This window comes from Shewanella sp. 10N.286.52.C2, assembly GCF_002874545.1.
Lineage (GTDB): Bacteria > Pseudomonadota > Gammaproteobacteria > Enterobacterales > Shewanellaceae > Shewanella.
In genome coordinates this window covers 31,302-52,987 of sequence record NZ_MCTV01000024.1, presented here as the reverse complement: position 1 = coordinate 52,987, position 21,686 = coordinate 31,302, and the positions used below count along the sequence as shown (strand labels likewise).

Below are 21,686 nucleotides of genomic sequence, written 5' to 3'. Positions count from 1 at the left end.
TACAATGCAGTTACTTACAAATAGTGTCGATTGATCCGCTGTAGCAAATAACTACTCATGTTCTTCAGTTAATTTATCAACCATTTGGCTAACATCCGCCGGAGCAAGCAAGCTAAAGCATTCAAGTTTACGCTGAAGATCTTCAACATTTTTTGATAACTCATTGGCTGCAGTAGCAAAATTAGTGCGCTGCTGCGATTGACTATAAGTTCTGAGTAACCAGCGGTGTTTATGACTGAGTAGATTATCTAACTTTATCAGCTGAGCGGCAATCACTGCGTTAACCTTATTATGCTCTGATGACAAATAAGCGGTTATTTCAGCTCGCACTTGTTCGATCTCACTCATATTTATCGCAATGGTTGCCGGCGCGTCTTCATAGTTAAAGCTGCGGGCTAATATCGCCCTTGCATGCATTAATGCTTTAGGTTCTTGATTAAGTCTAAAATCATCTTCAAGTTTAATGGCATCACCAAGCTGCCCTTTTACCTTAATTTGTAGACCTTCAGCAAATGAAAAGACTAATGTGGTTCCCTGCCTTAACATGGTCGCGGATTTTTTCGGTGCGACACCTGAGCGAGTATACAAACGAAAGCCTTGGCCTACGCCACGTTTTAGCTGGCTAATGAGATTGTGATCATTATCTACAATCGTATTGACTTGCTCTTGAACAGACACCTTAAAAAGTGGCTGACAAGTTAAAATGATAGTCGCACCTTGCAGCACATTCGCATTATTAAACTTCAGCTCTTTTACTATGACCTCAGCAATAGGCTGGCTCAATGCCGGTAATATCGCAAAATCACTTACTTCATCAGGTAGGCTAAGATGTAAAGTCTGATGCTGATCCACTTCATATTTAACGGGCTGACTTAATAAATGGTTATACATGTACTTACCTCTGATTTTTTTAAATTGTAACCAGCAAAATGATTTGCGTCACCAATTAATACTTAAGCCTATAAAATTAAGTGCTTTTTATATAATTCAGCTTTAATGACAAAGCGGTTTTTATACCATCAACAAGGTTTAATAATTTGCTCAAACGTCCCTTAAACCAGCAAAAATGCTCGATGCTAGAGTTAAAATCCAGCCAAACAAGTTACCACAGGTAAACATTCGTAATTAACAGTGCTAAGATGGCAAAACATGAGTTATAGGACAATAGTTAATTATGGCATGCGCTTTACAACCTACTCTCTTCTGGCACGATTACGAAACCTTCGGGGTAAGCCCAGCAAAAGATCGCCCTTCTCAGTTTGCAGGCATCCGTACTGATTATGATTTAAACATCATTGGTGAGCCTGAAAACTTTTATTGTAAGCAAGCAACTGATTATCTTCCTAAACCTGAAGCAATACTTGTTACAGGGATCACGCCGCAATTAGCCAATTTAAAAGGCATGGTTGAATCAGAGTTTATGGGGCGCATTAATACCATTTTCAGCCAGCCCAATACCTGTGTCGTTGGCTACAACTCACTAAGATTTGATGATGAAGTTAGCCGTTATGGTTTTTACCGTAATTTCATTGACCCTTATGCCCGTGAATGGCAAAACGGCAACACTCGCTGGGATATCATTGATTTAGTCAGAGCCTGTTATGCCTTTAGACCAGAAGGCATCAACTGGCCATTAAAAGAAGATGGCTCGCCAAGCTTTAAATTAGAACAGTTAACCCAAGCTAATGGCTTAAGTCATGAACAAGCCCATGATGCCATGAGTGATGTTTACGCCACCATTGCCATTGCAAAACTCATCAAAGAGAAACAACCTAAGTTATATGATTATTACTTTAACCTTCGTAATAAAAATAAAGTTGCCGAATTAATCCAAGGCGACTTTATGCAGCCTTTGGTACATGTGAGTTCTAAAATCAGTGCAGCTAAAGGATGTGTCACTTTAATCGCGCCTGTTGCGCCGCATCCATCCAATAAAAACGCCATGATTTGTATTAATTTGGCAATGGATATTAGCCCACTGATCGACTTATCGGTAGAAGATATCGTCGAGCGCATGTATACCTCACGTGCCGATTTAGCCCCAGATGAATTACCGATCCCGTTAAAGCAAATCCACGTCAATAAATGTCCATTTATTGGTACGCCTAAGTTACTCACTGAAGAAGTGGCAGCAAGGCACCAATTTGATATGGACTTTGCCCGTCAGCAATACAAACTGTTCAAACAGCACCCTGAGCTACGAGAAAAAATGCAGGCGGTATTCGAGGCGAATAATCACCCTGCAGCGACAGATCCTGATTTAATGCTTTATAGCGGCGGTTTTTTTAGCCGCGCCGATAAAGCCAAAATGGAAATGATCCGCAATACCAAAGCCGAAAACTTAGCCGCGCTTAATCTAGAATTTGACGATCCCCGCATTGAGCAGATGCTATTTCGCTATCGTGGCCGTAATTACCCAGAAACATTAAGCCACGATGAGTCATTAAGATGGCGGGAGTTTTGCCAACAACGTTTATCAGATGCCGATTATGTGATTAATCTCGAAAACTTGTTGGAAGAAACCAGCGACAATGAACATAAGCAGAAATTACTAAAAGCACTGTGCATGTATTTACAAGCCTTATAACGCAAGCTTTTAGTCATTAATCATTTTATAAAGGAATTGGTCATGCAAAATCGCTTTATTGATAGCATCACCCAACTACCCAAGCCACTGGCAAGCGCATTAATACCATTACTTAATGACGATTTTTGTGGCCATATTGATGCAAGCCAATTAGCTCAGCTCGTCACAGCATCGCAAATAGATGAAGAGCAATTACTACTGAGCTTGTTGCCAATTGCTGCCGCCCTCGCCAAGCCAAGTATTAGTGAATTTTATGTCGGCGCAATCGCCAAGGGTGAAAGTGGTGATATCTATATGGGAGCCAATTTTGAATTAGCTTCTGAAGCTCTATTTCATACCGTCCATGCCGAGCAAAGCGCGATAAGCCATGCATGGCTCAATGGCGAGCAAAAAATTATTGATATTGTTGTCAACTTTACCCCTTGCGGTCATTGTCGTCAGTTTATCAATGAATTGGTCGACGGCATTGGTATTAAAATTCACTTGCCAGGTCAGCAATCACAGTTACTTAGTCATTATTTACCCTATGCCTTTGGCCCTGCTGATTTGCAGGTGACAAAACCTTTATTATCAAAAAGTAACATTGAGTTTAGTTTAAGCTCTGATGATCCCATGATAATTGAAGCCATAGATCAAGCAGGCCTAAGCTATGCGCCTTATACCAATAATTATGCTGCAGTGGTACTAGAAACCAAAGACGGCAAAACCTATTGTGGACGTTATGCTGAAAATGCGGCATTCAACCCATCTATGATGCCAATGCAAATGGCGCTATCTAATTTAATTCGCCATAACCGTGAATACAGTGATATCAACCGCGTTGTGCTCATTGAGTCATCAAAGGGCAAGATAAGCTTAGTCAATGCGACTATGGATACCTTGCAAGCGGTGTGCGCCATAGAACTTGAACATATCGTGGTTGACCCAAGTTAACTTATTAAATCTAAGTGACTAAATCTAAGTGACTAAATTTAAACCACTATATTTAAGCCACTCAATTTTAAAAATAGCATTGAATACAATCCATCGGCACCTTTGCTATGGGTTGTATTCAAATAGCAATAAATTAAAACACAGCCACATTTACACTCACATCTTAAAGCCTTACACTCTGCTCTTCCTTACTCGCTTGTTTCTTTAATGACATTAGAACCTTCATGCCAGATTTAACCGTATTAGCTGTATTTATTCCCACATTCTTTTTTGTATCGATCACTCCCGGTATGTGTATGACACTGGCAATGACCTTAGGTATGAGCATTGGCGTTAAACGCACCCTTTGGATGATGCTAGGTGAGCTTATTGGCGTGGCATTGGTGGCTATTGCGGCGGTGATGGGCGTGGCTAGCGTGATGCTAAACTACCCTGATATATTTGCAGTCTTAAAATGGTTGGGCGGCGCTTATCTTGCTTATATTGGCATTAATATGTGCCGTTCAAAAGGAAAAATGGCCATTATCGAAGGCCAGCAAACAGATACTAGCATCAGTAATTCCGCATTAATGTCACAAGGTTTTATAACCGCTATTGCCAACCCTAAGGGCTGGGCTTTTATGATTTCACTGCTGCCCCCTTTTATTAATGTAGACCAAGCTGTTGGAACGCAACTTTTCTGGTTATTGTCGATTATCATGCTCACAGAATCAGCTTCGATGTTAGCTTACGCCAGTGGCGGAAAGAGCTTGAGACTTTTTCTATCTCGTGGGGATAATATTAAATTAATGAATCGCATAGCGGGCAGTTTAATGGTCGGTGTTGGCTTATGGTTGGCCTTGGGATAATCTTATAAAACAGATAAGTACAAGACCTACGAACATGAGTAATGACATGAGCAATGCTATAAGTAATAGCATGAATAAAGTCACCTTAACAGGCTATATACTAGTCCCTGAAGCTGAATTAAAAGCGGTGATTGAAGCACTTAAGGTGCATAGCCAACTCACAAAACAAGAACCTGGCTGCTTATCATTTTCAGTCACACAAGATGCAAGCAACCCTGTTAAGTTTTACGTCTCTGAAACCTTTAAAAACCAACAAGCTTTTGATCACCACCAGCAAAGAACAAGTCATTCTAACTGGGCCCTTGTGAGTAAAAATGTCAGCCGTCACTATCAATTCAATAGCCTCATCAAGGATTAAATAGCGGCTTGCAAAGCAGTCATTCAATATCTGTTGATAAAAAGCACACCATTTGGCTTAGTTTGTCAAAGCTAGCCAAAAGCTATTTATAAGGCGAACTTTCAGCTAACTGCTGCATGTATTGCTTTATGTGCCGTTGCTCCTGCAGGCAATAATCTTCGATAGCATTGCTAAAGCCTTGATGAGCAAGGTTATGATTAGAATAAGTTTCAATGGGGACAAAACCTCTGGCCACTTTGTGCTCACCTTGCGCCCCAGCATCAAACACCATAAGCCCGTTCGCTATGGCGTACTCTATACCTTGGTAATAACAGGTTTCAAAGTGTAAGCCGTCAATAAATTGTAAGCAGCCCCAGTAGCGGCCATATAAATGCGTATCAGTGGCAAAGTATAATGCAGAAGCGATTAATTGTGCCGGCTGGTGCGTTGTTGCATCTGACGCTTTTGTCACTAACAGCAACTTAATACTTGCGCCCATAGTCTTAGCGATTTGATAAAAAAACTCAGCAGATAAATAACCGCCATGACCTGAGCGTTTTAAATAGGTTTGTTGATAACAAGCAATAAAGCCTTGCCATTGCGCAGCGCTGGCTTTATCGCCATCAATAAACTCAAAATCCAAATTGTGCCTAGCTAAAGCCTTGCGCTCTTTAATGATATTTTTGCGTTTACGTGACACTAATTGCAGCAAAAAATCATCAAAGTGCTGATAGCTATGATTATGCCAATGAAACTGAGTGCCTAGCCTTGAAATATTATCTTGAGCTAAATTCAAATAATCAGCCTTGGGTAAAAACAAACAATGCCAAGAAGAGTAATACCCTTGCCCAAGTGTCTGATTTAGAAATTCACTCACTGCAGCGATGATCTCGGCTTTGTTTAAACTTGATTGACAGCAATCAAACCCAATACGCTCACCACTTACTGGTGTAAATGGCACCGCTAGCACTAACTTTGGGTAATAGCTTAAGTCATTACGCTCATAAGCCTCAGCCCACGCCCAATCAAACACGTACTCTCCCCAAGAGTGAGATTTTTCGTAACAAGGCGCAATAGCAACAATAACACCTGCTTGCTTTACCACAATATGTTTGGGCAACCAGCCCGATTGCTCTGAAACACATTGGCTTTGCTCTAATGCATTAAGGTAATCAAATGAAGTAAAGGGGTTTTTATCTGAAAAAATACGTTGCCACTCAGCTTTAGTAATAACAGACACCGAATCATAAAAGCCAATATTCAAGTCAATAGTGTGTGTGATAGACATATTCCCTTAAAAAGCACAGTTACATATTGTGTATTAGATCATAGTTATGGCACATTGCAACACATGATTAAAATTATAAAGGATTGAAAATGAGTTTCTTTTCAAAACTAAAACCGATCGTCATATCAACAAGTATTGCGCTGACGTTGAGCATATCATCTTTTACTTCCCTACAACTGCATGCTGCAAATGAACAATCGATTTATAGCCGTTCTGATACTTCACAACCAATTTGGGCCAAACATGGCATGGTTGCCAGCCAAGAATCACTTGCAACCCGCATTGGTGTCGATATTCTCAAACAAGGTGGTAATGCTGTTGATGCTGCTGTCGCGGTAGGGTTTGCATTAGCGGTCACCTTACCTAGAGCCGGTAATATTGGCGGTGGCGGCTTTATGTTAGTTCATCTTGAAAAAGAAGATAAAACCATTGCTATCGACTACCGCGAAACCGCGCCAGCAAAAGCCCACAAAGATATATTTTTAAATGAACAAGGTGATGTAGTAAAAAAACTTAGCCGTGAACATGGTTTAGCGGTTGGCGTGCCAGGCACTGTGATGGGGTTTGAACTTGCGCTAAACAAGTATGGCACCATGAGTATGAGCGAAGTCGTTAAACCTGCTATTGAACTTGCGCAAAAAGGCATTTTAATTAATTCAGACTTAGCAGATTCACTTGATGGATTAAAACGCCGTATTTCACAATGGCCAAGTTCTGCCAAAATATTTTATAAAAGTAATGGCGACAGTTTTGCCGTTAACGACACCTTAGTGCAAAAAGATTTAGCTCATTCATTATCATTAATTGCTAAGCATGGCAGTAAAGGCTTTTATCAAGGCGAAACCGCTGAGAAAATTGTGGCTGCGATTCAAGCTGCTGGCGGAATAATGAGCATGAATGATTTGAAAAACTATCAAGTCATTGAAAGAACACCTGTAACAGGCGAATACCGCGGCTATAAAGTGGTATCCATGCCACCCCCTTCTTCTGGTGGTATTCATATCATTGAAATGCTTAATGTACTCGAGCACTATCCTATTGAAGAGTTGGGTCACAATACTGCACAAACACTGCATTTAATGACGGAAACCATGAAGCATGCCTATGCTGACAGAAGTGAGTATTTGGGCGATCCTGATTTTCATAACGTGCCGACAGATAAACTCACTAGTCAAAAGTATGCTGATTCAATCGCTAAACAAATTGCCTATAACAAAGCCACGCCTAGTGCCGAAATTAAGCCTGGTGATTTATCCGTTTACGAAAGTAATCAAACCACTCATTACTCTGTGGTCGATAAATGGGGCAATGCTGTATCAAATACCTATACCCTAAACTTCAGTTATGGTTCTGGGCTGGTTGCTGCAGGTACCGGCATTTTACTTAACAATGAAATGGATGACTTTTCCGCAAAACCCGGTATTCCCAATGCCTATGGCTTAATCGGCGGTGAAGCCAATGCAATTGATGCTCATAAAAGGCCACTAAGCTCAATGAGTCCAACGATTGTGATGAAAGACGGTAAACCATTTTTGGTGACAGGCAGCCCTGGTGGTTCACGAATTATCACCACCACATTGCAAGTAATCATGAATGTCATTGACCATAAACTCAATATTGCAGAAGCCACTGCCGCAGCGCGAATTCACCATCAATGGCTGCCTGATTACATTGGTGTTGAAACCAGTTTAAATAACGATACGGTGACTTTACTGGAAGCCAAAGGCCATCAAGTTAAAACCAGTAGCGCAATGGGCAGCACTCAATCCATAGTGATAACCGACAAGGGGTTGTTTGGCGCATCTGATCCACGACGAGCAGGTTCAGAAACCCTAGGGCACTAAAAATAAACCTCAAACATCTGCATTAACTATTTATGGACAATCAGCTACAACATAAATAGTTAATGCGCCTTTGTAGCGCTAACATTCATTGTGCTTATTATTTAAACACCGCTATAAACAATAAAATCACTCAAGCTTTGTAGATTAAGCCTGCCGCTATTTTTCATATATCCCAGCAATCCTCCTAACTTTCTACTAATGATGATGTTCAAACTTATGCAATTACAGCTCTATTTATACGCAAGATTGTATTATCAACTTAAAACCCAAACGCAATGTTAATAATAAGTTAACCCAGCAACGAAAACTAATTAAATTCCACTTCTTCGCAGCAGATTTTATATCAATATTTTAACAACTCAAAAAAACATTAAATAAAACTTAAGTATTTAAACATTACTGCCGATATTGTAACAACAAGAACAGACTTAAACATCGTAGCAACTATAATAACCACAAGGTAACAATTTTTATTTATAGTTCAATATCCGTTATAGGTAATTTTAAGCAAATGATGGATGCCACAGCTTTAAGGTGGCAATAAGTCAATATGAAAGGCATTAATTTTAAATACTAAAAACGTTTTACAACTTGAGAAAATGAAGTTATCGCACACAAGCAATAGCGATTTGCAATCAAAGATAACAAAAAGTAAAAGTTTCATTTTTAATATCAGCTATTTTACAACAGCCAATCATTATATAACCGAAACTTTAATGACTCACCTTTAGCTAGATAAGTAGGATTATTCGAAATGAAATTAAATAGCTTAAAAATAAAGCATCGGATCGCGTTATTAACCATTGTCGCAATATTTTCATTTATTATCTCGATATTAATTAACAATCAAAGCGTGCAACAAAATGCGCAACGGTTAAATGATCTTCAGTCTCAACTATATCCTGCGTTAAATTTAGCCACTATTAACGAAGGCCTGTTACTTCAATTGGAACAAAATATACAAACAGCGGTAACCACTGGCGAAGAAGAAAGCTTAGAGACTGCCGCCAATATGGTCAAACAAGTTATCAGCAACTTAGACGCAATTAAAAGCTTACTGCCTGCTGAGTCATTTGACGCTAATAATATGCAAAATGATTTATCACTGTATTTTGATAATGCACAACTTTTGGTCGCTGAGTTTTTAAAAAGTGATGTTGATTTTAATAAAATCACCATACAAGCGGCAGCCAATGCCAAACGCTATGAGCAACTTGTTGAAAAATTTAGTCAGAAACACTTAACTTTTTCTCAGCAGTTTGAATCAAGCATTGATACTACGCTGGCCAGTTCAGATACAGCAGCCAGTTCAATGCTTGCTATCGGTATCATTGCATCGATGTTTCTGATTGTGGTTGGTTTATTAGTTAACCGCTCAATCATTGTTACCCTTGAAAGTGTTACTCAGTCACTGCGTAATATTTCTGAAGGTGAAGGTGATTTACGCTCAAGAGTTGATTACCAAGGTAAAGATGAAATTGCAGATTTAGTCCATTGGTTTAACCAATTTGTTTCAAAATTACAGCTCAGCATTGCTGATACCAAGCAAACTACTGACAGTTTAGGGCTCGCTTCACAAACATTACTCAATAGCTGTAAAAATAGTGAACAAACAGTCAATGAGCAAAATCAATCTGTCGAACAAATATCCCATGCGATGAGAGAAATGTTCGTTAGCGTGGCCCACATTGCCGAATATGCCGCCAATGCTGCATCGGAAGCTGATAATGCCAATGAAGAAGCTTTACAAGGTCAACAAGTGGTCAGTAAAGCCATTACTACCATTAACCAGCTCTCTGAAGAAGTCAGAACAACCTCCGTTGTGGTCAATCAACTTGAAGCCTTTACCAGTAATGTGAATGACATCTTGGATACTATCCGCGGGATTGCAGATCAAACTAATTTACTGGCACTAAATGCGGCGATTGAAGCAGCAAGAGCCGGCGAACAAGGCCGAGGCTTTGCCGTTGTCGCAGATGAAGTTAGAACGCTTGCTTCACGCACTCAAGCCTCAACACAAGAAATTCAACAAGTATTGCAAGAGCTTCGCTCTACTTCAACACAAGCGGTTGATGCAATGCAGCGTGGAATAGAAACCGCAGAAGAAGGCGTAAAAACCACTTCACTAGCAGGAGATGCATTAATCAATATCACTAATAAAGTCAGTGCTATATCCATAGTTAATGACCAAATTGCCGCGGCCACTGAAGAGCAACACAACACTTCAGAACTCATTCAACAATATGTCGCAGATATTGAAACCAATGCCGCTAAAGTAAAAATTACCACGGATGAAATGGGCGGGATTAGTCATGATATTGAAGGGGTTAGCCAACAGCTTCAATCCATTACAGGTCAATTTAAAGTCTAATAATTAGAAATATAAAGGTAGAAAATCACACTATTTCTGCCTTAAGAATAATAACCAGGAGTAACACTATGAGTTTTAATTTGAAAGCGCTACCTTTAGCAATTTCAGTCGCAATGCTACCAGCACTTGCAGTGGCCAATGACGCTACCGATGAAAAATTAGCCAAACTTGAACAACAAGTTAAATCATTACAAGCAAATCAAACTGCCAATTTGACCGAACGCTTCAAATTCAACGGATTTATGACGGGCGCTTTCATCACTTCCGATAACAACGCAGGTTATGCCGGAGCAACCACTTCAGCTAACTTCAATGAAGGCAGCAAATTTGGTTTACAAGGTACGTTTGCAATTACAGATCAGACTCAAGCTGTTATGCAGTTGATGATGAGAGGCGAAAATGATTGGGATGTAGAAGCTGAATGGGCTTATATCTCTCATCGCTTTGAAAATAATATCCAGGCTCGTGCAGGTAAATTACGTATACCACTGTATATGTACTCAGATTATCTTGATGTTGGTTATGCCCAGCCATTTGTACGTCCACCATCAGATGTATACGACCCAGTGCCATTTACCTCCTATACAGGTGGAGATGTTAGCTACGATGTTGAATTTGATGATTCAACAATGACCATTCAAGCTTTTGGTGGACAATCTGAAGCTGCTGGCGTTGACATGAAAAATATTTTAGGTGTCAATGTTACTTGGACTGATGAAACTTGGACTCTACGAGGCTTATACGGTGAAGCAATTTTAGACGGTGATGTTAAGCGTCAAATTACACAAGAACTAATGCCAAATACCGAGATCGATGTCACTGTTACGCTACTAGAAATAGATCGAGAAAAAGGCACTTTCGCGGGCGTTGGCGCTAGTTACGATAATGGATCTTTCTTAGCCATTACAGAGTTAACACGCATCGAAGTGGATGGCGCTTATCCTGATTCTGATTCAGGTTACTTAACCTTGGGTTACCGTATCAATGACTTCACACCTTATGTAACAGCTTCTTTCTTCGAAACTAAAGATAACGATAGCAGAACTATTATTGATGAGGCTTCAGCAATTCAAGCCGCTATTTTTAATGGCCAAAGAAAGTCATACAGTGCAGGCCTACGTTGGGATGCACTTGATAATTTAGCCATAAAATTCGACGTCACATACTCTAATGATTTTGGCGAAACATCTGGTGGATTAGAGACTAACATAGCAAAAGAATTTGATGATACTACCGTGTATACCGTTCAATTTGACGCAGTATTTTAATTAGGAGTGATGAAATGAAAAAATTATTATCTATTTTAGCGCTCAGTGTGAGCTGTGTGTTTTCTGTTAATGCTGCCGTAGTAGTGATCGGTAATCCAGCCGCTGCTGATATCAGCAAATCCGATGCTAAAAAAGCCTTTTTAGGCAAAGGTTCTTCATTTGTCGTTTATGAACTTGAAGAAGGCAACCCTATCCGCTCTGAATTTCATAGCGCAGTAACGGGTAAGTCTGATGCTCAGCTTAAAGCTTTTTGGTCAAAGCAGGTATTTACTGGTAAAGGCACACCACCAGCAACCATTGGTGACGCATCAGGCATGAAAGCTGCAATAGCAGCAGATGCTAATGCTATCGGTTATATTGACGAAGCCGATGTTGATGGCAGCGTGAAAGTAATTCTAAAACCATAACATTGCTCGAAATAGTGTGACTTAAACATAGATTATAAGCCTTGTTTACATATCACTAGTTAGTAATAAATAAAGGACTTAACTCTCGTTAGGTCCTTTTTTGTATTCTTTTGTTACAAAAGTAATACAAAGGTAAACGAAAGTATGATCGAAATTTGTTAATCTAGCCGCAAATCATAAACAAATAACAATGATGATTTGTAACTCTTTAACGGTTTATACATCGGCATAGGGTTATTTAGACAACCATTTCAAAGCAAACAGGGAAATAATTATGAAGGGACTAACCCTCACACCAGTTTTTTCTGCCATCGCGTTAACTTTAGCGCTAAGTGCATGTTCAGATAATAACGTTGAAAGCGTCCAAACGTCTCAAGCACCCAATGCGGTTGCTACGGCTAGCACCAGCCAAGACGTGAGTAATCCATTTTTTAAACCCTATGATACCTTTATGGAAATCCCAGATTTCGATAACATCAAAAATGAGCATTTCTTACCGGCATTTGAAGCGGGTATTGCTGAGCGCAAAGCAGAAATCAATGCCATTGCCAATAATTCTGATGCTGCGACTTTCGCTAACACCATTGAAGCGATGGAGTTTTCTGGTGCGCTGCTCACTAAAGTATCGGGCGTTTTCTATAATTTGACCGGTGCTCACACTAACCCAGATATACAAACGATTTCAAAACAAGTGTCACCTATGCTGTCATCAGCTAGTGATGATATTTATTTAAATGATAAATTATTTCAGCGCGTTAAAACTGTTTACGACCAAGCTGAAACCTATCAACTTAATACTGCACAAACTAAGCTTCTAGAAGATACTTACAAACGCTTTACTCGCGGCGGAGCAAACCTATCAGCTGAAGACAAGAGCACTTTGCGTGCCCTTAATGAACAGATTGGTAAACTAAACTTAGAGTTTGGTGACAACTTACTGGCTGAAACCAATGCCTTTGAGTTAGTTATCGATAACAAAGCTGATTTAGCCGGGCTTCCTCAAGACGTAATCGACACTGCGGCAGCAACAGCTACAAAACGTGGCCATGAAGGCAAGTGGGTGTTTACCACGCAGCGTCCTTCAATTACACCATTTTTAACCTATTCTGAAAATCGCGATTTAAGAGAAGCGCTTTTCAAAGGTTATATTGAGCGTGCCAATAATAATAATGCCAATGATAACAAAGCAGGTTTAGCGAAAATTGCGGCACTTCGCGCACAAAAAGCTAACTTAATGGGCTATAAAACTCATGCTCATTTTGTATTAGAAGAACGCACAGCTAAAAGCCCAGAAAATGTTTACGCCTTACTAGATAAAGTATGGCCTGCAGCGCTCGCACAAGCTAATGCTGAAGTTGCTGATATGCAAGCCGTTATTGACTCACAAGGCGGTGACTTTAGCCTACAAGCTTGGGACTGGTGGTATTACTCAGATCAAATCCGCGTTGCAAAATACGACTTTAATGAACAACAAACTCGGCCTTACTTTTCGCTAGAATCAACATTAGAAGGGGTATTTTATACCGCTAATCGCTTATTCGGCATCACAATGAAAGAGCGCACCGACTTACCTAAGTACCACCCAGATGTCAGAACCTGGGAAGTCTATGACAAAGATGGTTCATTAATGGCTATTTTCATGGGTGACTATTACGTACGTGATACTAAGCGAGGCGGCGCATGGATGAATGCCTACCGCTCGCAATACAATATGAATGGCGTTGAATCAAAGCCTATTATTGTCAATGTACTTAACTACCCTCGCCCAACTGGCAATGAGCCTTCACTGCTAACATTTGATGAAGCTAGCACCCTATTCCACGAGTTTGGACATGCGCTACATGGAATGCTATCAAAGGTTGAATATGCTTCTCAATCAGGTACTTCAGTACCGCGAGATTATGTCGAGTTCCCTTCACAAGTGATGGAAAACTGGATGACGCAACCTGAAGTGTTAGCGCAGTTTGCAAAACATTATAAAACCGGCGAAGTGATCCCCACTGAACTTGTTAAGAAAATTCAAGCTGCCAGTAAATTCAACCAAGGGTTTGCTACCGTTGAATATATGGCAGCCACTAAGCTTGATTTAGACTGGCATACATTAACGGACACCAAACTAAGAGATGCCGCCGAATTTGAAGCTGAATCACTTGCCAATATGGGCTTAATTAAAGAAATTGCCCCACGATATCGCAGCAGTTACTTCTCGCATATTTTTGCCGGTGGTTATTCTGCAGGTTATTACAGCTATCTTTGGTCTGATATTTTAGGCGCCGATGCTTTTGAAGCATTTAAAGAAAATGGTATTTTTGACCCAGCAACAGCCCAAGCTTTTAGAGACAATATCTTGTCTCAAGGTGGCAGCGCCGACCCAATGCAGCTTTACCGTCAGTTCCGTGGTAAAGATGCTGGGATCGAGCCACTGTTAAGAAGCCGCGGCTTATTAGAAGATAACGCAGCAGAGTAACTTTATCAGAGTAAATCTGTAGACAATCCACTGCCTGCAAAGAACAAAGCCTGATGTGTTAACATCAGGCTATCTGAAAAAGCTCATCGTTCTCATCCAAAGCACCGCAGCTAAGCGGTGTTTTTTATGCTGATAAAGAAATACTTTATCGTCATTATAGCGCTGCACGATCAATTTACAGCCCATTTAATCAAACACTAAGCCGATAACAATCAAAAAATATTCAACAAACTGCTTCTATAACCATTTTAGTTAACTTATCACCAATCAAATCATAACTTTGCAATATAGTTTCTGTATAATCCACTGCAATTAACTCACAAATCAAACCCGATGAGTTAACAAAAATAATAGAGCACAAAAATCAAGCTCAGGGTCAAAATAAGAGAGAAAAATAATGGTAAACCAAAAGCTAATAGTCACTATTATAGTTGGCGTACTAGGCGTCAGCGCTTGTGATTCATTGCATGATCAGGCGACAGAAGTTAAGTCTGATGATGTTCAGCCCCTCACCGTCAATTTACGTATTCTAGAAACATCGGATCTTCATGCAAACATCATGGATTTTGATTATTACAAAACAAAATATGATCCGACCATAGGCTTAGCCCGCACTGCAAGTTTGATAAAACAACAAGGTCAAAGTGCTGATAATTTTGTCTTAGTTGATAATGGTGATTTGCTTCAAGGCAGCCCTATGGGTGACTATGTTGCCAATAATTTTAAACAAAAAAGCGCTAACAGTGATACTCACCCAGCTTATAAAGCAATGAATACCCTGGGTTATTCAGTAGGAAATATTGGTAATCATGAATTTAACTACGGTTTAGATTTTTTACACCAGTCTATCTCTGGAGCCAATTTCCCTTATATTAACGCCAACGTATTATGTGAAGCCGACTGTTGGGATAACAAAGTCAAAGGCGATAACCTATTTACCCCTTATATCATTGAAGAAAAAAACGTCGTCGACACCAATGGCGATAAACACATAATTAACATCGGCTATATTGGCTTTGTACCACCACAAATTCTTTTATGGGACAAACAAAACCTTACGGGTAAAGTCACCGTAATGGGAGTTATAGAAGCGGCTGAAAAGTTTGTGCCTATGATGAAAGCTCAAGGCGCTGACATTATCGTCGCTATTCCCCACTCTGGGGTCGGCAGCCCTGAAAACCCCATCGACATTAATGATGAAAATGCCACTTGGGCATTATCAAAAGTAGCGGGTATTGATGCGATTACCTTTGGTCATAGTCATTCAATATTCCCTTCAAGCACCTTTTCAGACCTTAAAAATGCCGATATAAACAAAGGCACCATAAATGGCGTTGCGGCGGTTATGCCTGGACGTTGGGGCGATAACCTCGGCGTTATCGATTTTAAGTTAGCATTACAAGATGGCAGCTGGACAATTGTTGACAGCATGGCCAAAGCCTTGCCTATTTTTGATAAAAAAGCGACTAACCCTGAGCTGGTGACTGCTGATAAAACCATAAGTGATGCTGTAGCTAAAGAGCATCAAGCTACATTGGATTATGTCGATCAGCCCATAGGTAAAGCATCGGCTGATATGTTTAGCTTTTTGACCTTAGTACAAGATGATCCCACAGTGCAAATTGTGTCAGATGCACAAATTGCTAAAGTGAAAGCTAACTTAACGGAGGCTTTAAAAGATATTCCGGTATTGTCCGCTGCTGCGCCATTTAAAGCAGGTGGCCGCCATAGCACTGCAGCAGATGCCGAGTCTTATGTGCAAGTCCCAAGTGGTGAGCTAACCTATAAAAATGCGGCAGATTTATATCTTTACCCTAACACCTTGGTTGCTGTTAAGTTAAGTGGCGCTCAAATTAAAGATTGGTTGGAATGCAGTGCAAATCAATTTAATCAAATTGATGTTAACTCTACTGAGCCTCAATACCTGATTAACTGGAATACCCACCGCACCTATAACTTTGATGTCATAGATGGTGTCAGCTACAACATTGATGTAACTCAACCAAATAAATTTAATGGCGATTGTGCATTAGTTAATGCCGATGCTAACCGAATAGTCGGGCTAAGTTACACTCACGGCGACACTGTTATCAGTGGTGCTGAATTTAATGCCAAAGAATTTATAATCGCAACCAATAATTATCGCGCATTTGGTGGTAAATTCGCCGGAACGGGTTCTGAATTCGTGGTAATGGAACTACCAGACACAAACCGTGAAGCCCTAGCTCAGTACATCACTGATGAAACTGAAGCCAATGGTTTAGTTGATCCAAGTGCTGATAATAACTGGGATTTCGTGACCATTAATTCGGCAACAAAGTTAGATATTCGCTTTGAAACCCAAAACAGTGAACTTGCTGATAAATTTATCAGCGGCTATCAAGTGAGACCTATGAGAAAGCGCACTGATATCACAGATGAATTTGGTTTTGCGATTTATAATATTGACCTGCAATCCGCTGTTAAAGCTAAATAATCAACCTTTAACATCAAAAAAGGCGCCGCGGCGCCTTTTTAGTTAATCTTAAAACAAGTCTAATCATCAAGTTCAAACATTAATCCCATTTTAGCAATTTGTGCCAATGGCACCTTATGTTGATTACGTTTTGCGCATAATTTTTGATGTTCAACACTGTTAGGCTCACCAGTCACCACTACTCTTACTTGATAACCCAAGGCCTTCGCTGCGGCTTCATAAGCCATATATTCCCAACGGCATACATTGGTATTGTCACAAATAACGTAAGGCTCGTTATGAGCCATCGCATTAATAAATGCGCTTAAATTAGCCTGGTGATACTGGGCGAGTTTTTTTGGATTAAAGCGGTATTCGCCATTACGAACAAAATAACTGTCAGTAGAGAAGTAACCATATTGCCGTATGTGTATGGCGTTATCTACACCTAACTGTTCAATGAATTCATTAACCCAAGTTGATTTACCACTACCCGGTAAACCGCGCATGATTATCGCAACTTTATCCCTACTCAAGTACTCATTTCCTTTGTCGCGACTTCACTGCCAAGGGTTTTACCGGCTAAAATTGACTCTACTAACGCAGGCACAACATCACCAGCTTTACCGGTAAAATGATATTGAAATTGGCTATGGCGATCTGCCGCTAACAGATTAACTTCTACTGTTTGTGCACCATGATGATTAGCGCTGTCGACAAAGCCCGCTGCGGGATAAACCGTCCCAGAAGTCCCAATAGCGATAAATAAATCACAGTTATCCAGCGCATCATGAATTCTATCCATACCAAATGGCATTTCACCAAACCAGACAATATGCGGCCTTAATCGTTTGGCAGGAATACAGCAGGTACAGCAATTGTCTTCACCAAAAGGTTCTCTAAGGACAAACGTTTGCAATGACTGTGGGCAGCGTCCTTTGGATAATTCTCCATGCATATGTAATAAACGTTTTGAACCTGCCCGCTCGTGTAAATCATCTACATTTTGAGTGATAACCAGTAGCTTGCCAGGAAACTCAGCTTCTAATTTTGCTAATGCTGCATGAGCGGCATTAGGATGAACCTCACCGCTATGGAGGTTTTCCCAACGGCTATTATAAAAACGTTCAACTAAATTGATATCGCGGGCATAACCTTCAGGGGTGGCCACATCTTCAATATGATGTTGCTCCCACAAACCGTCTTCATCGCGAAATGTTTTTATCCCCGATTCAGCGGAAATACCTGCGCCAGTTAAGACCACAATCTGCTGATACATGTGAATTCCTTGTTTTGATTATAATTATCATTACTGGGTACAAAGCTTGATAACCCTATTTAACATTATAGTGATATAAAAGCCGTTAATGCTCAATAATCCCTTAGTATAAGTAAGTTTATTAGGTGAATTTTAACCTATTGGTCAATATTGTATGGCTCATTGACCAAAATCACTGCTTATATGACGATTAACTCATTTGAAAGGTTCCAGTTTCTGATTGCAACACATATAATGATCTTAATTATCCACGGAGGAACCGATAAGGTTCTGTAATCAAGAGATTAGCGATGACAGATGGAAATCAAGCACTCAAGAAAGCAGGTTTAAAGATAACACTGCCACGAGTTAAAATTCTAGAATTAATGCAAGCCCCTGAAAACCAACATATCAGTGCAGAAGATCTGTACAAAAAATTACTCGATATTGGTGAGGAAATTGGCTTAGCTACTGTTTATCGCGTATTAAACCAATTTGATGATGCGGGTATCCTTAATCGTCACCATTTTGAAAGTGGCAAAGCGGTTTTTGAAATGTCGACCCAAAAGCATCATGATCATCTTGTTTGCTTAACCTGCGATAAAGTAATTGAATTCTCTGATGAGGTCATTGAACGTCGTCAAGACGAAATAGCAATGCGTCATAATATTAAGCTAACTCACCACAGCTTATATTTATACGGTCACTGCACCAATGACAGCTGTGATCACGCTGACGAATAATTATCGCCAAGCCTGATAAATAGTCATTAAAAAACCAGCATACTTGCTGGTTTTTTTGTTTTTACACTCGCCATAAGTTATGCCTTTATAAAGCCATTTGATACACATGTACTTTCGATCCGAGATATTCGCTTTCTGCATGTATGCTCATACCGAGCTTTTTCGCTATCGCTTCTGAACCTGTATTGCCATGTAAAATAAGGGCTATGACTAAATCAATATCGAACTGTGGCTTTAGTGTATCAACTACCGCTTGCGCTGCCTCATTGCCTATGCCCTTGCCCCAATATTCTGGTAAATAGCGATAACCTATTTCTACTTTGTCATATTCAGGAAGAAATTTCGGCCCACAAAAGCCAATGACTTTATTATCTTGTTTATGATGCACCGCCCAACGACCAAAACCATGCTTTTGATAATCAGCTTGAATAATTGAGGTAAAAATCTCTTTTGCTTCAGCTATGCTAGTGAGTGGCTCTTGGGGAATATAAGTTAATATTTCTGGAATGCTATTCATTAAAAATAATGCTTCGGCATCATCTTCAACAAAAGGTCGCAAGATAAGCCTTGGGGTTTCAGTAATAATAGCTGTGGGTTTTATGACGTTGCTCATGATTATCCTTAATCATTTAAATATTAATAGACAGTTAAACACAGAATAACACGCTGTAAAATATGAAATTATGGTTTTTAAAGAAATTATTGCAGGATAAAGCCTAGCGACAAAAAGCATAAAAACAAAAAAGGCGCCAAATAGCGCCTTTTAATTAACTCACTAGAATTTACCAGCCAGTTTTAGTACGCAGTGCTTTACCGATGTCAGCTAAAGAGCGAACTGTGCTTACGCCAGCAGCTTCTAATGCAGCAAACTTATCTTCAGCAGTACCTTTACCACCAGCGATAATTGCGCCAGCATGACCCATACGCTTACCTTCTGGTGCAGTAACACCAGCAATGTAAGATACAACAGGCTTAGTTACATTTGCTTTGATGAATTCAGCAGCTTCTTCTTCAGCAGTACCACCAATTTCACCAATCATTACGATTGCTTCAGTTTGTGGATCGTTTTGGAACATTTCCAATACGTCGATGAAGTTAGTACCTGGAATTGGGTCACCACCAATACCTACACAAGTAGATTGGCCAAAACCTTCGTCAGTAGTTTGTTTAACAGCTTCGTACGTTAATGTACCAGAGCGTGAAACAATACCGACTTTACCAGGCTTGTGGATGTGACCAGGCATGATACCAATCTTACACTCACCAGGAGTAATAACACCTGGACAGTTAGGACCAATCATACGCACGCCAGTTTCTTCAAGTTTAACTTTAACTTGAAGCATGTCTAAAGTTGGAATACCTTCAGTAATGCATACGATTAGCTCAATGCCACCGTCGATTGCTTCAAGGATTGCATCTTTACAAAAAGGTGCTGGTACATAGATAACAGTCGCAGTTGCACCCGTTTCAGCTACAGCATCTTTAACAGTATTAAATACAGGAAGACCTAGGTGAACTTGACCACCTTTTCCTGGAGATACACCGCCAACCATTTTTGTACCGTAAGCAATTGCTTGCTCAGAGTGGAAAGTACCTTGGCCACCAGTGAAACCTTGACAGATAACTTTAGTATCTTTGTTAATTAATACGGACATTATTTGCCCTCCGCAGCAGCAACAACTTTCTCAGCAGCATCAGTTAATGACGCAGCTGCGATAATATCAAGACCAGAACCTGCAAGCACTTCACGGCCTAATTCAGCGTTAGTACCTTCAAGACGGACAACAACAGGAACTTCTACACCGACTTCTTTTACAGCGCCGATAATACCTTCTGCAATCATGTCACAACGTACGATGCCACCAAAGATGTTAACTAAAACAGCTTTAACGTTTGAGTCAGAAAGAATGATTTTAAATGCTTCTGCTACACGTTCTTTAGTGGCTCCGCCGCCAACGTCTAAGAAGTTAGCTGGCTTGCCGCCATGTAGGTTTACGATGTCCATAGTACCCATTGCTAGGCCTGCACCGTTAACCATACAACCCACGTTTCCGTCTAATGCAACGTAGTTAAGTTCAAACTTGGCTGCGTGTGCTTCACGAGCATCATCTTGTGATGGATCGTGCATGTCACGGATTTTAGGTTGACGGAATAAAGCATTTCCATCGATACCAATCTTGCCATCAAGACAATGGATATTACCTTCGTCAGTGATCACAAGCGGGTTGATTTCTAATAAAGCGAAATCATGGTCTTCGAACATTTTTGCAAGCCCCATAAACACTTTAGTGAACTGCTTCATTTGAGTTGGGTTTAAACCTAACTTAAAGCCAAGATCACGTGCTTGGTATGGTTGAGGACCTGTTAAAGGATCGATAATTGCTTTGTGAATTAACTCTGGGGTTTCTTCAGCCACAGTTTCAATTTCAACGCCACCTTCAGTTGATGCCATAAACACAACGCGACGAGTCGCACGGTCAACAACAGCACCTAGGTAAAGTTCATTTGCAATATCAGTACAGCTTTCTACTAAAATTTTAGCAACAGGCTGGCCTTTTTCATCAGTTTGGTAAGTCACTAAGTTCTTACCTAACCATTTTTCAGCAAATGCTCTGATTTCTTCTTTATCGCCAGTGACTTTAACGCCACCTGCTTTACCACGGCCGCCAGCGTGTACTTGACACTTAACAACCCACATATCGCCGCCAATGTGACCAGCAGCTTCTACCGCTTCTTGGGCTGTATCGCAAGCGAAGCCTTCTGAAACTGGTAAACCATATTCGGCAAATAAGGATTTTGCCTGATACTCATGCAAATTCATGATGATCTATCCATATACTTCTTTATAAAATCCTACTGGCTCTAACGAGCCAGCTACGA

Annotated in this window: 18 protein-coding genes; 11 read left to right on the top strand and 7 right to left on the bottom strand. The window is 40.3% G+C overall.

The genetic code is table 11. From position 1 onward, the window contains the following. Nucleotides 1-51: 51 nt before the first annotated feature. Nucleotides 52-891: a hypothetical protein gene (locus BCU94_RS09300; protein ID WP_102476224.1), complete on the bottom strand. Its 840-nt coding sequence runs from the start codon at nucleotides 889-891 to the stop codon at nucleotides 52-54. A 283-nt stretch (nucleotides 892-1,174) separates the two neighbouring features. Between BCU94_RS09300 and sbcB the strand changes: the two genes are divergently transcribed. The 4 genes from sbcB (at nucleotide 1,175) to BCU94_RS09280 (ending at nucleotide 4,726) form a co-directional block, all read left to right on the top strand. Continuing rightward, complete coding sequence (sbcB, locus tag BCU94_RS09295; RefSeq protein ID WP_102476223.1) at nucleotides 1,175-2,587, top strand: exodeoxyribonuclease I; 1,413 nt, start codon at nucleotides 1,175-1,177, stop codon at nucleotides 2,585-2,587. A gap of 42 nt (nucleotides 2,588-2,629) precedes the next feature. After that, nucleotides 2,630-3,520, top strand: coding sequence for a cytidine deaminase (gene cdd, locus BCU94_RS09290; RefSeq protein WP_102476222.1), 891 nt, complete (start codon nucleotides 2,630-2,632; stop codon nucleotides 3,518-3,520). A gap of 224 nt (nucleotides 3,521-3,744) precedes the next feature. Then, on the top strand, nucleotides 3,745-4,368 hold the full coding sequence (locus BCU94_RS09285; protein ID WP_102476221.1) for a LysE family translocator: 624 nt from the start codon (nucleotides 3,745-3,747) through the stop codon (nucleotides 4,366-4,368). A gap of 46 nt (nucleotides 4,369-4,414) precedes the next feature. After that, nucleotides 4,415-4,726: a putative quinol monooxygenase gene (locus BCU94_RS09280; RefSeq protein WP_241904050.1), complete on the top strand. Its 312-nt coding sequence runs from the start codon at nucleotides 4,415-4,417 to the stop codon at nucleotides 4,724-4,726. Between the two features lie 82 nt (nucleotides 4,727-4,808). On the opposite strand, the gene BCU94_RS09275 is transcribed toward BCU94_RS09280, so the two are convergent. Continuing rightward, a complete protein-coding gene (locus BCU94_RS09275) occupies nucleotides 4,809-5,993 on the bottom strand; it encodes a GNAT family N-acetyltransferase (RefSeq protein ID WP_102476219.1) in 1,185 nt (394 codons plus the stop codon). 89 nt (nucleotides 5,994-6,082) lie between these two features. Here BCU94_RS09275 and ggt point away from each other — a divergent pair, with 89 nt between their 5' ends. From ggt to BCU94_RS09245, 6 genes are all read left to right on the top strand, one after another. Then, entirely contained in the window at nucleotides 6,083-7,837 is a 1,755-nt protein-coding gene (gene ggt, locus BCU94_RS09270; protein WP_102476218.1) for a gamma-glutamyltransferase, read from the top strand. A 754-nt stretch (nucleotides 7,838-8,591) separates the two neighbouring features. Further along, nucleotides 8,592-10,208: a methyl-accepting chemotaxis protein gene (locus BCU94_RS09265; protein WP_102476217.1), complete on the top strand. Its 1,617-nt coding sequence runs from the start codon at nucleotides 8,592-8,594 to the stop codon at nucleotides 10,206-10,208. A gap of 68 nt (nucleotides 10,209-10,276) precedes the next feature. Beyond that, on the top strand, nucleotides 10,277-11,476 hold the full coding sequence (locus BCU94_RS09260) for a hypothetical protein (protein ID WP_102476216.1): 1,200 nt from the start codon (nucleotides 10,277-10,279) through the stop codon (nucleotides 11,474-11,476). A 14-nt stretch (nucleotides 11,477-11,490) separates the two neighbouring features. Continuing rightward, nucleotides 11,491-11,883 (top strand): phosphate ABC transporter substrate-binding protein, encoded by a 393-nt coding sequence (locus BCU94_RS09255; protein ID WP_102476215.1) that lies wholly within the window; start codon nucleotides 11,491-11,493, stop codon nucleotides 11,881-11,883. A gap of 274 nt (nucleotides 11,884-12,157) precedes the next feature. Continuing rightward, nucleotides 12,158-14,350: a M3 family metallopeptidase gene (locus tag BCU94_RS09250; protein ID WP_102476214.1), complete on the top strand. Its 2,193-nt coding sequence runs from the start codon at nucleotides 12,158-12,160 to the stop codon at nucleotides 14,348-14,350. A 397-nt stretch (nucleotides 14,351-14,747) separates the two neighbouring features. Continuing rightward, nucleotides 14,748-16,826: a bifunctional 2',3'-cyclic-nucleotide 2'-phosphodiesterase/3'-nucleotidase gene (locus tag BCU94_RS09245; RefSeq protein ID WP_102476213.1), complete on the top strand. Its 2,079-nt coding sequence runs from the start codon at nucleotides 14,748-14,750 to the stop codon at nucleotides 16,824-16,826. A gap of 59 nt (nucleotides 16,827-16,885) precedes the next feature. Here the strand turns inward: BCU94_RS09245 and BCU94_RS09240 are convergent, their stop codons facing one another. Both BCU94_RS09240 and cobB read right to left on the bottom strand, forming a co-directional pair. Beyond that, nucleotides 16,886-17,314, bottom strand: a complete 429-nt coding sequence (locus BCU94_RS09240) for an AAA family ATPase (RefSeq protein WP_102438341.1) — start codon at nucleotides 17,312-17,314, stop codon at nucleotides 16,886-16,888. A 23-nt stretch (nucleotides 17,315-17,337) separates the two neighbouring features. Next, nucleotides 17,338-18,084, bottom strand: coding sequence for a Sir2 family NAD+-dependent deacetylase (gene cobB / locus BCU94_RS09235; protein WP_102476212.1), 747 nt, complete (start codon nucleotides 18,082-18,084; stop codon nucleotides 17,338-17,340). 290 nt (nucleotides 18,085-18,374) lie between these two features. Between cobB and fur the strand changes: the two genes are divergently transcribed. Then, on the top strand, nucleotides 18,375-18,806 hold the full coding sequence (fur, locus tag BCU94_RS09230; protein ID WP_076537462.1) for a ferric iron uptake transcriptional regulator: 432 nt from the start codon (nucleotides 18,375-18,377) through the stop codon (nucleotides 18,804-18,806). An 85-nt stretch (nucleotides 18,807-18,891) separates the two neighbouring features. Here the strand turns inward: fur and BCU94_RS09225 are convergent, their stop codons facing one another. The 3 genes from BCU94_RS09225 to sucC all read right to left on the bottom strand — a co-directional run bounded on the left by BCU94_RS09225 (nucleotide 18,892) and on the right by sucC (nucleotide 21,627). Further along, nucleotides 18,892-19,392, bottom strand: coding sequence for a GNAT family N-acetyltransferase (locus BCU94_RS09225; RefSeq protein ID WP_198590874.1), 501 nt, complete (start codon nucleotides 19,390-19,392; stop codon nucleotides 18,892-18,894). 196 nt (nucleotides 19,393-19,588) lie between these two features. Next, nucleotides 19,589-20,461: a succinate--CoA ligase subunit alpha gene (gene sucD, locus BCU94_RS09220; RefSeq protein ID WP_102438301.1), complete on the bottom strand. Its 873-nt coding sequence runs from the start codon at nucleotides 20,459-20,461 to the stop codon at nucleotides 19,589-19,591. Further along, nucleotides 20,461-21,627, bottom strand: coding sequence for an ADP-forming succinate--CoA ligase subunit beta (sucC, locus tag BCU94_RS09215; RefSeq protein WP_076537457.1), 1,167 nt, complete (start codon nucleotides 21,625-21,627; stop codon nucleotides 20,461-20,463). Before sucC ends, sucD begins: the two co-directional genes overlap by 1 nt. Between the last annotated feature and the right edge of the window lie 59 nt (nucleotides 21,628-21,686).

What these genes read in the sequence shown, in the direction of transcription:
- BCU94_RS09260 (WP_102476216.1), top strand. Translation starts at nt 10,277, where the DNA reads ATGAGTTTTAATTTGAAAGCGCTACCTTTAGCAATTTCAGTCGCAATG.
- BCU94_RS09300 (WP_102476224.1), bottom strand. Translation starts at nt 891, where the DNA reads ATGTATAACCATTTATTAAGTCAGCCCGTTAAATATGAAGTGGATCAG.
- BCU94_RS09280 (WP_241904050.1), top strand. Translation starts at nt 4,415, where the DNA reads ATGAGCAATGCTATAAGTAATAGCATGAATAAAGTCACCTTAACAGGC.
- BCU94_RS09285 (WP_102476221.1), top strand. Translation starts at nt 3,745, where the DNA reads ATGCCAGATTTAACCGTATTAGCTGTATTTATTCCCACATTCTTTTTT.
- BCU94_RS09245 (WP_102476213.1), top strand. Translation starts at nt 14,748, where the DNA reads ATGGTAAACCAAAAGCTAATAGTCACTATTATAGTTGGCGTACTAGGC.
- cdd (WP_102476222.1), top strand. Translation starts at nt 2,630, where the DNA reads ATGCAAAATCGCTTTATTGATAGCATCACCCAACTACCCAAGCCACTG.
- fur (WP_076537462.1), top strand. Translation starts at nt 18,375, where the DNA reads ATGACAGATGGAAATCAAGCACTCAAGAAAGCAGGTTTAAAGATAACA.
- sucC (WP_076537457.1), bottom strand. Translation starts at nt 21,627, where the DNA reads ATGAATTTGCATGAGTATCAGGCAAAATCCTTATTTGCCGAATATGGT.
- BCU94_RS09250 (WP_102476214.1), top strand. Translation starts at nt 12,158, where the DNA reads ATGAAGGGACTAACCCTCACACCAGTTTTTTCTGCCATCGCGTTAACT.
- ggt (WP_102476218.1), top strand. Translation starts at nt 6,083, where the DNA reads ATGAGTTTCTTTTCAAAACTAAAACCGATCGTCATATCAACAAGTATT.
- BCU94_RS09240 (WP_102438341.1), bottom strand. Translation starts at nt 17,314, where the DNA reads ATGCGCGGTTTACCGGGTAGTGGTAAATCAACTTGGGTTAATGAATTC.
- BCU94_RS09265 (WP_102476217.1), top strand. Translation starts at nt 8,592, where the DNA reads ATGAAATTAAATAGCTTAAAAATAAAGCATCGGATCGCGTTATTAACC.
- cobB (WP_102476212.1), bottom strand. Translation starts at nt 18,084, where the DNA reads ATGTATCAGCAGATTGTGGTCTTAACTGGCGCAGGTATTTCCGCTGAA.
- sucD (WP_102438301.1), bottom strand. Translation starts at nt 20,461, where the DNA reads ATGTCCGTATTAATTAACAAAGATACTAAAGTTATCTGTCAAGGTTTC.
- BCU94_RS09255 (WP_102476215.1), top strand. Translation starts at nt 11,491, where the DNA reads ATGAAAAAATTATTATCTATTTTAGCGCTCAGTGTGAGCTGTGTGTTT.
- BCU94_RS09275 (WP_102476219.1), bottom strand. Translation starts at nt 5,993, where the DNA reads ATGTCTATCACACACACTATTGACTTGAATATTGGCTTTTATGATTCG.
- sbcB (WP_102476223.1), top strand. Translation starts at nt 1,175, where the DNA reads ATGGCATGCGCTTTACAACCTACTCTCTTCTGGCACGATTACGAAACC.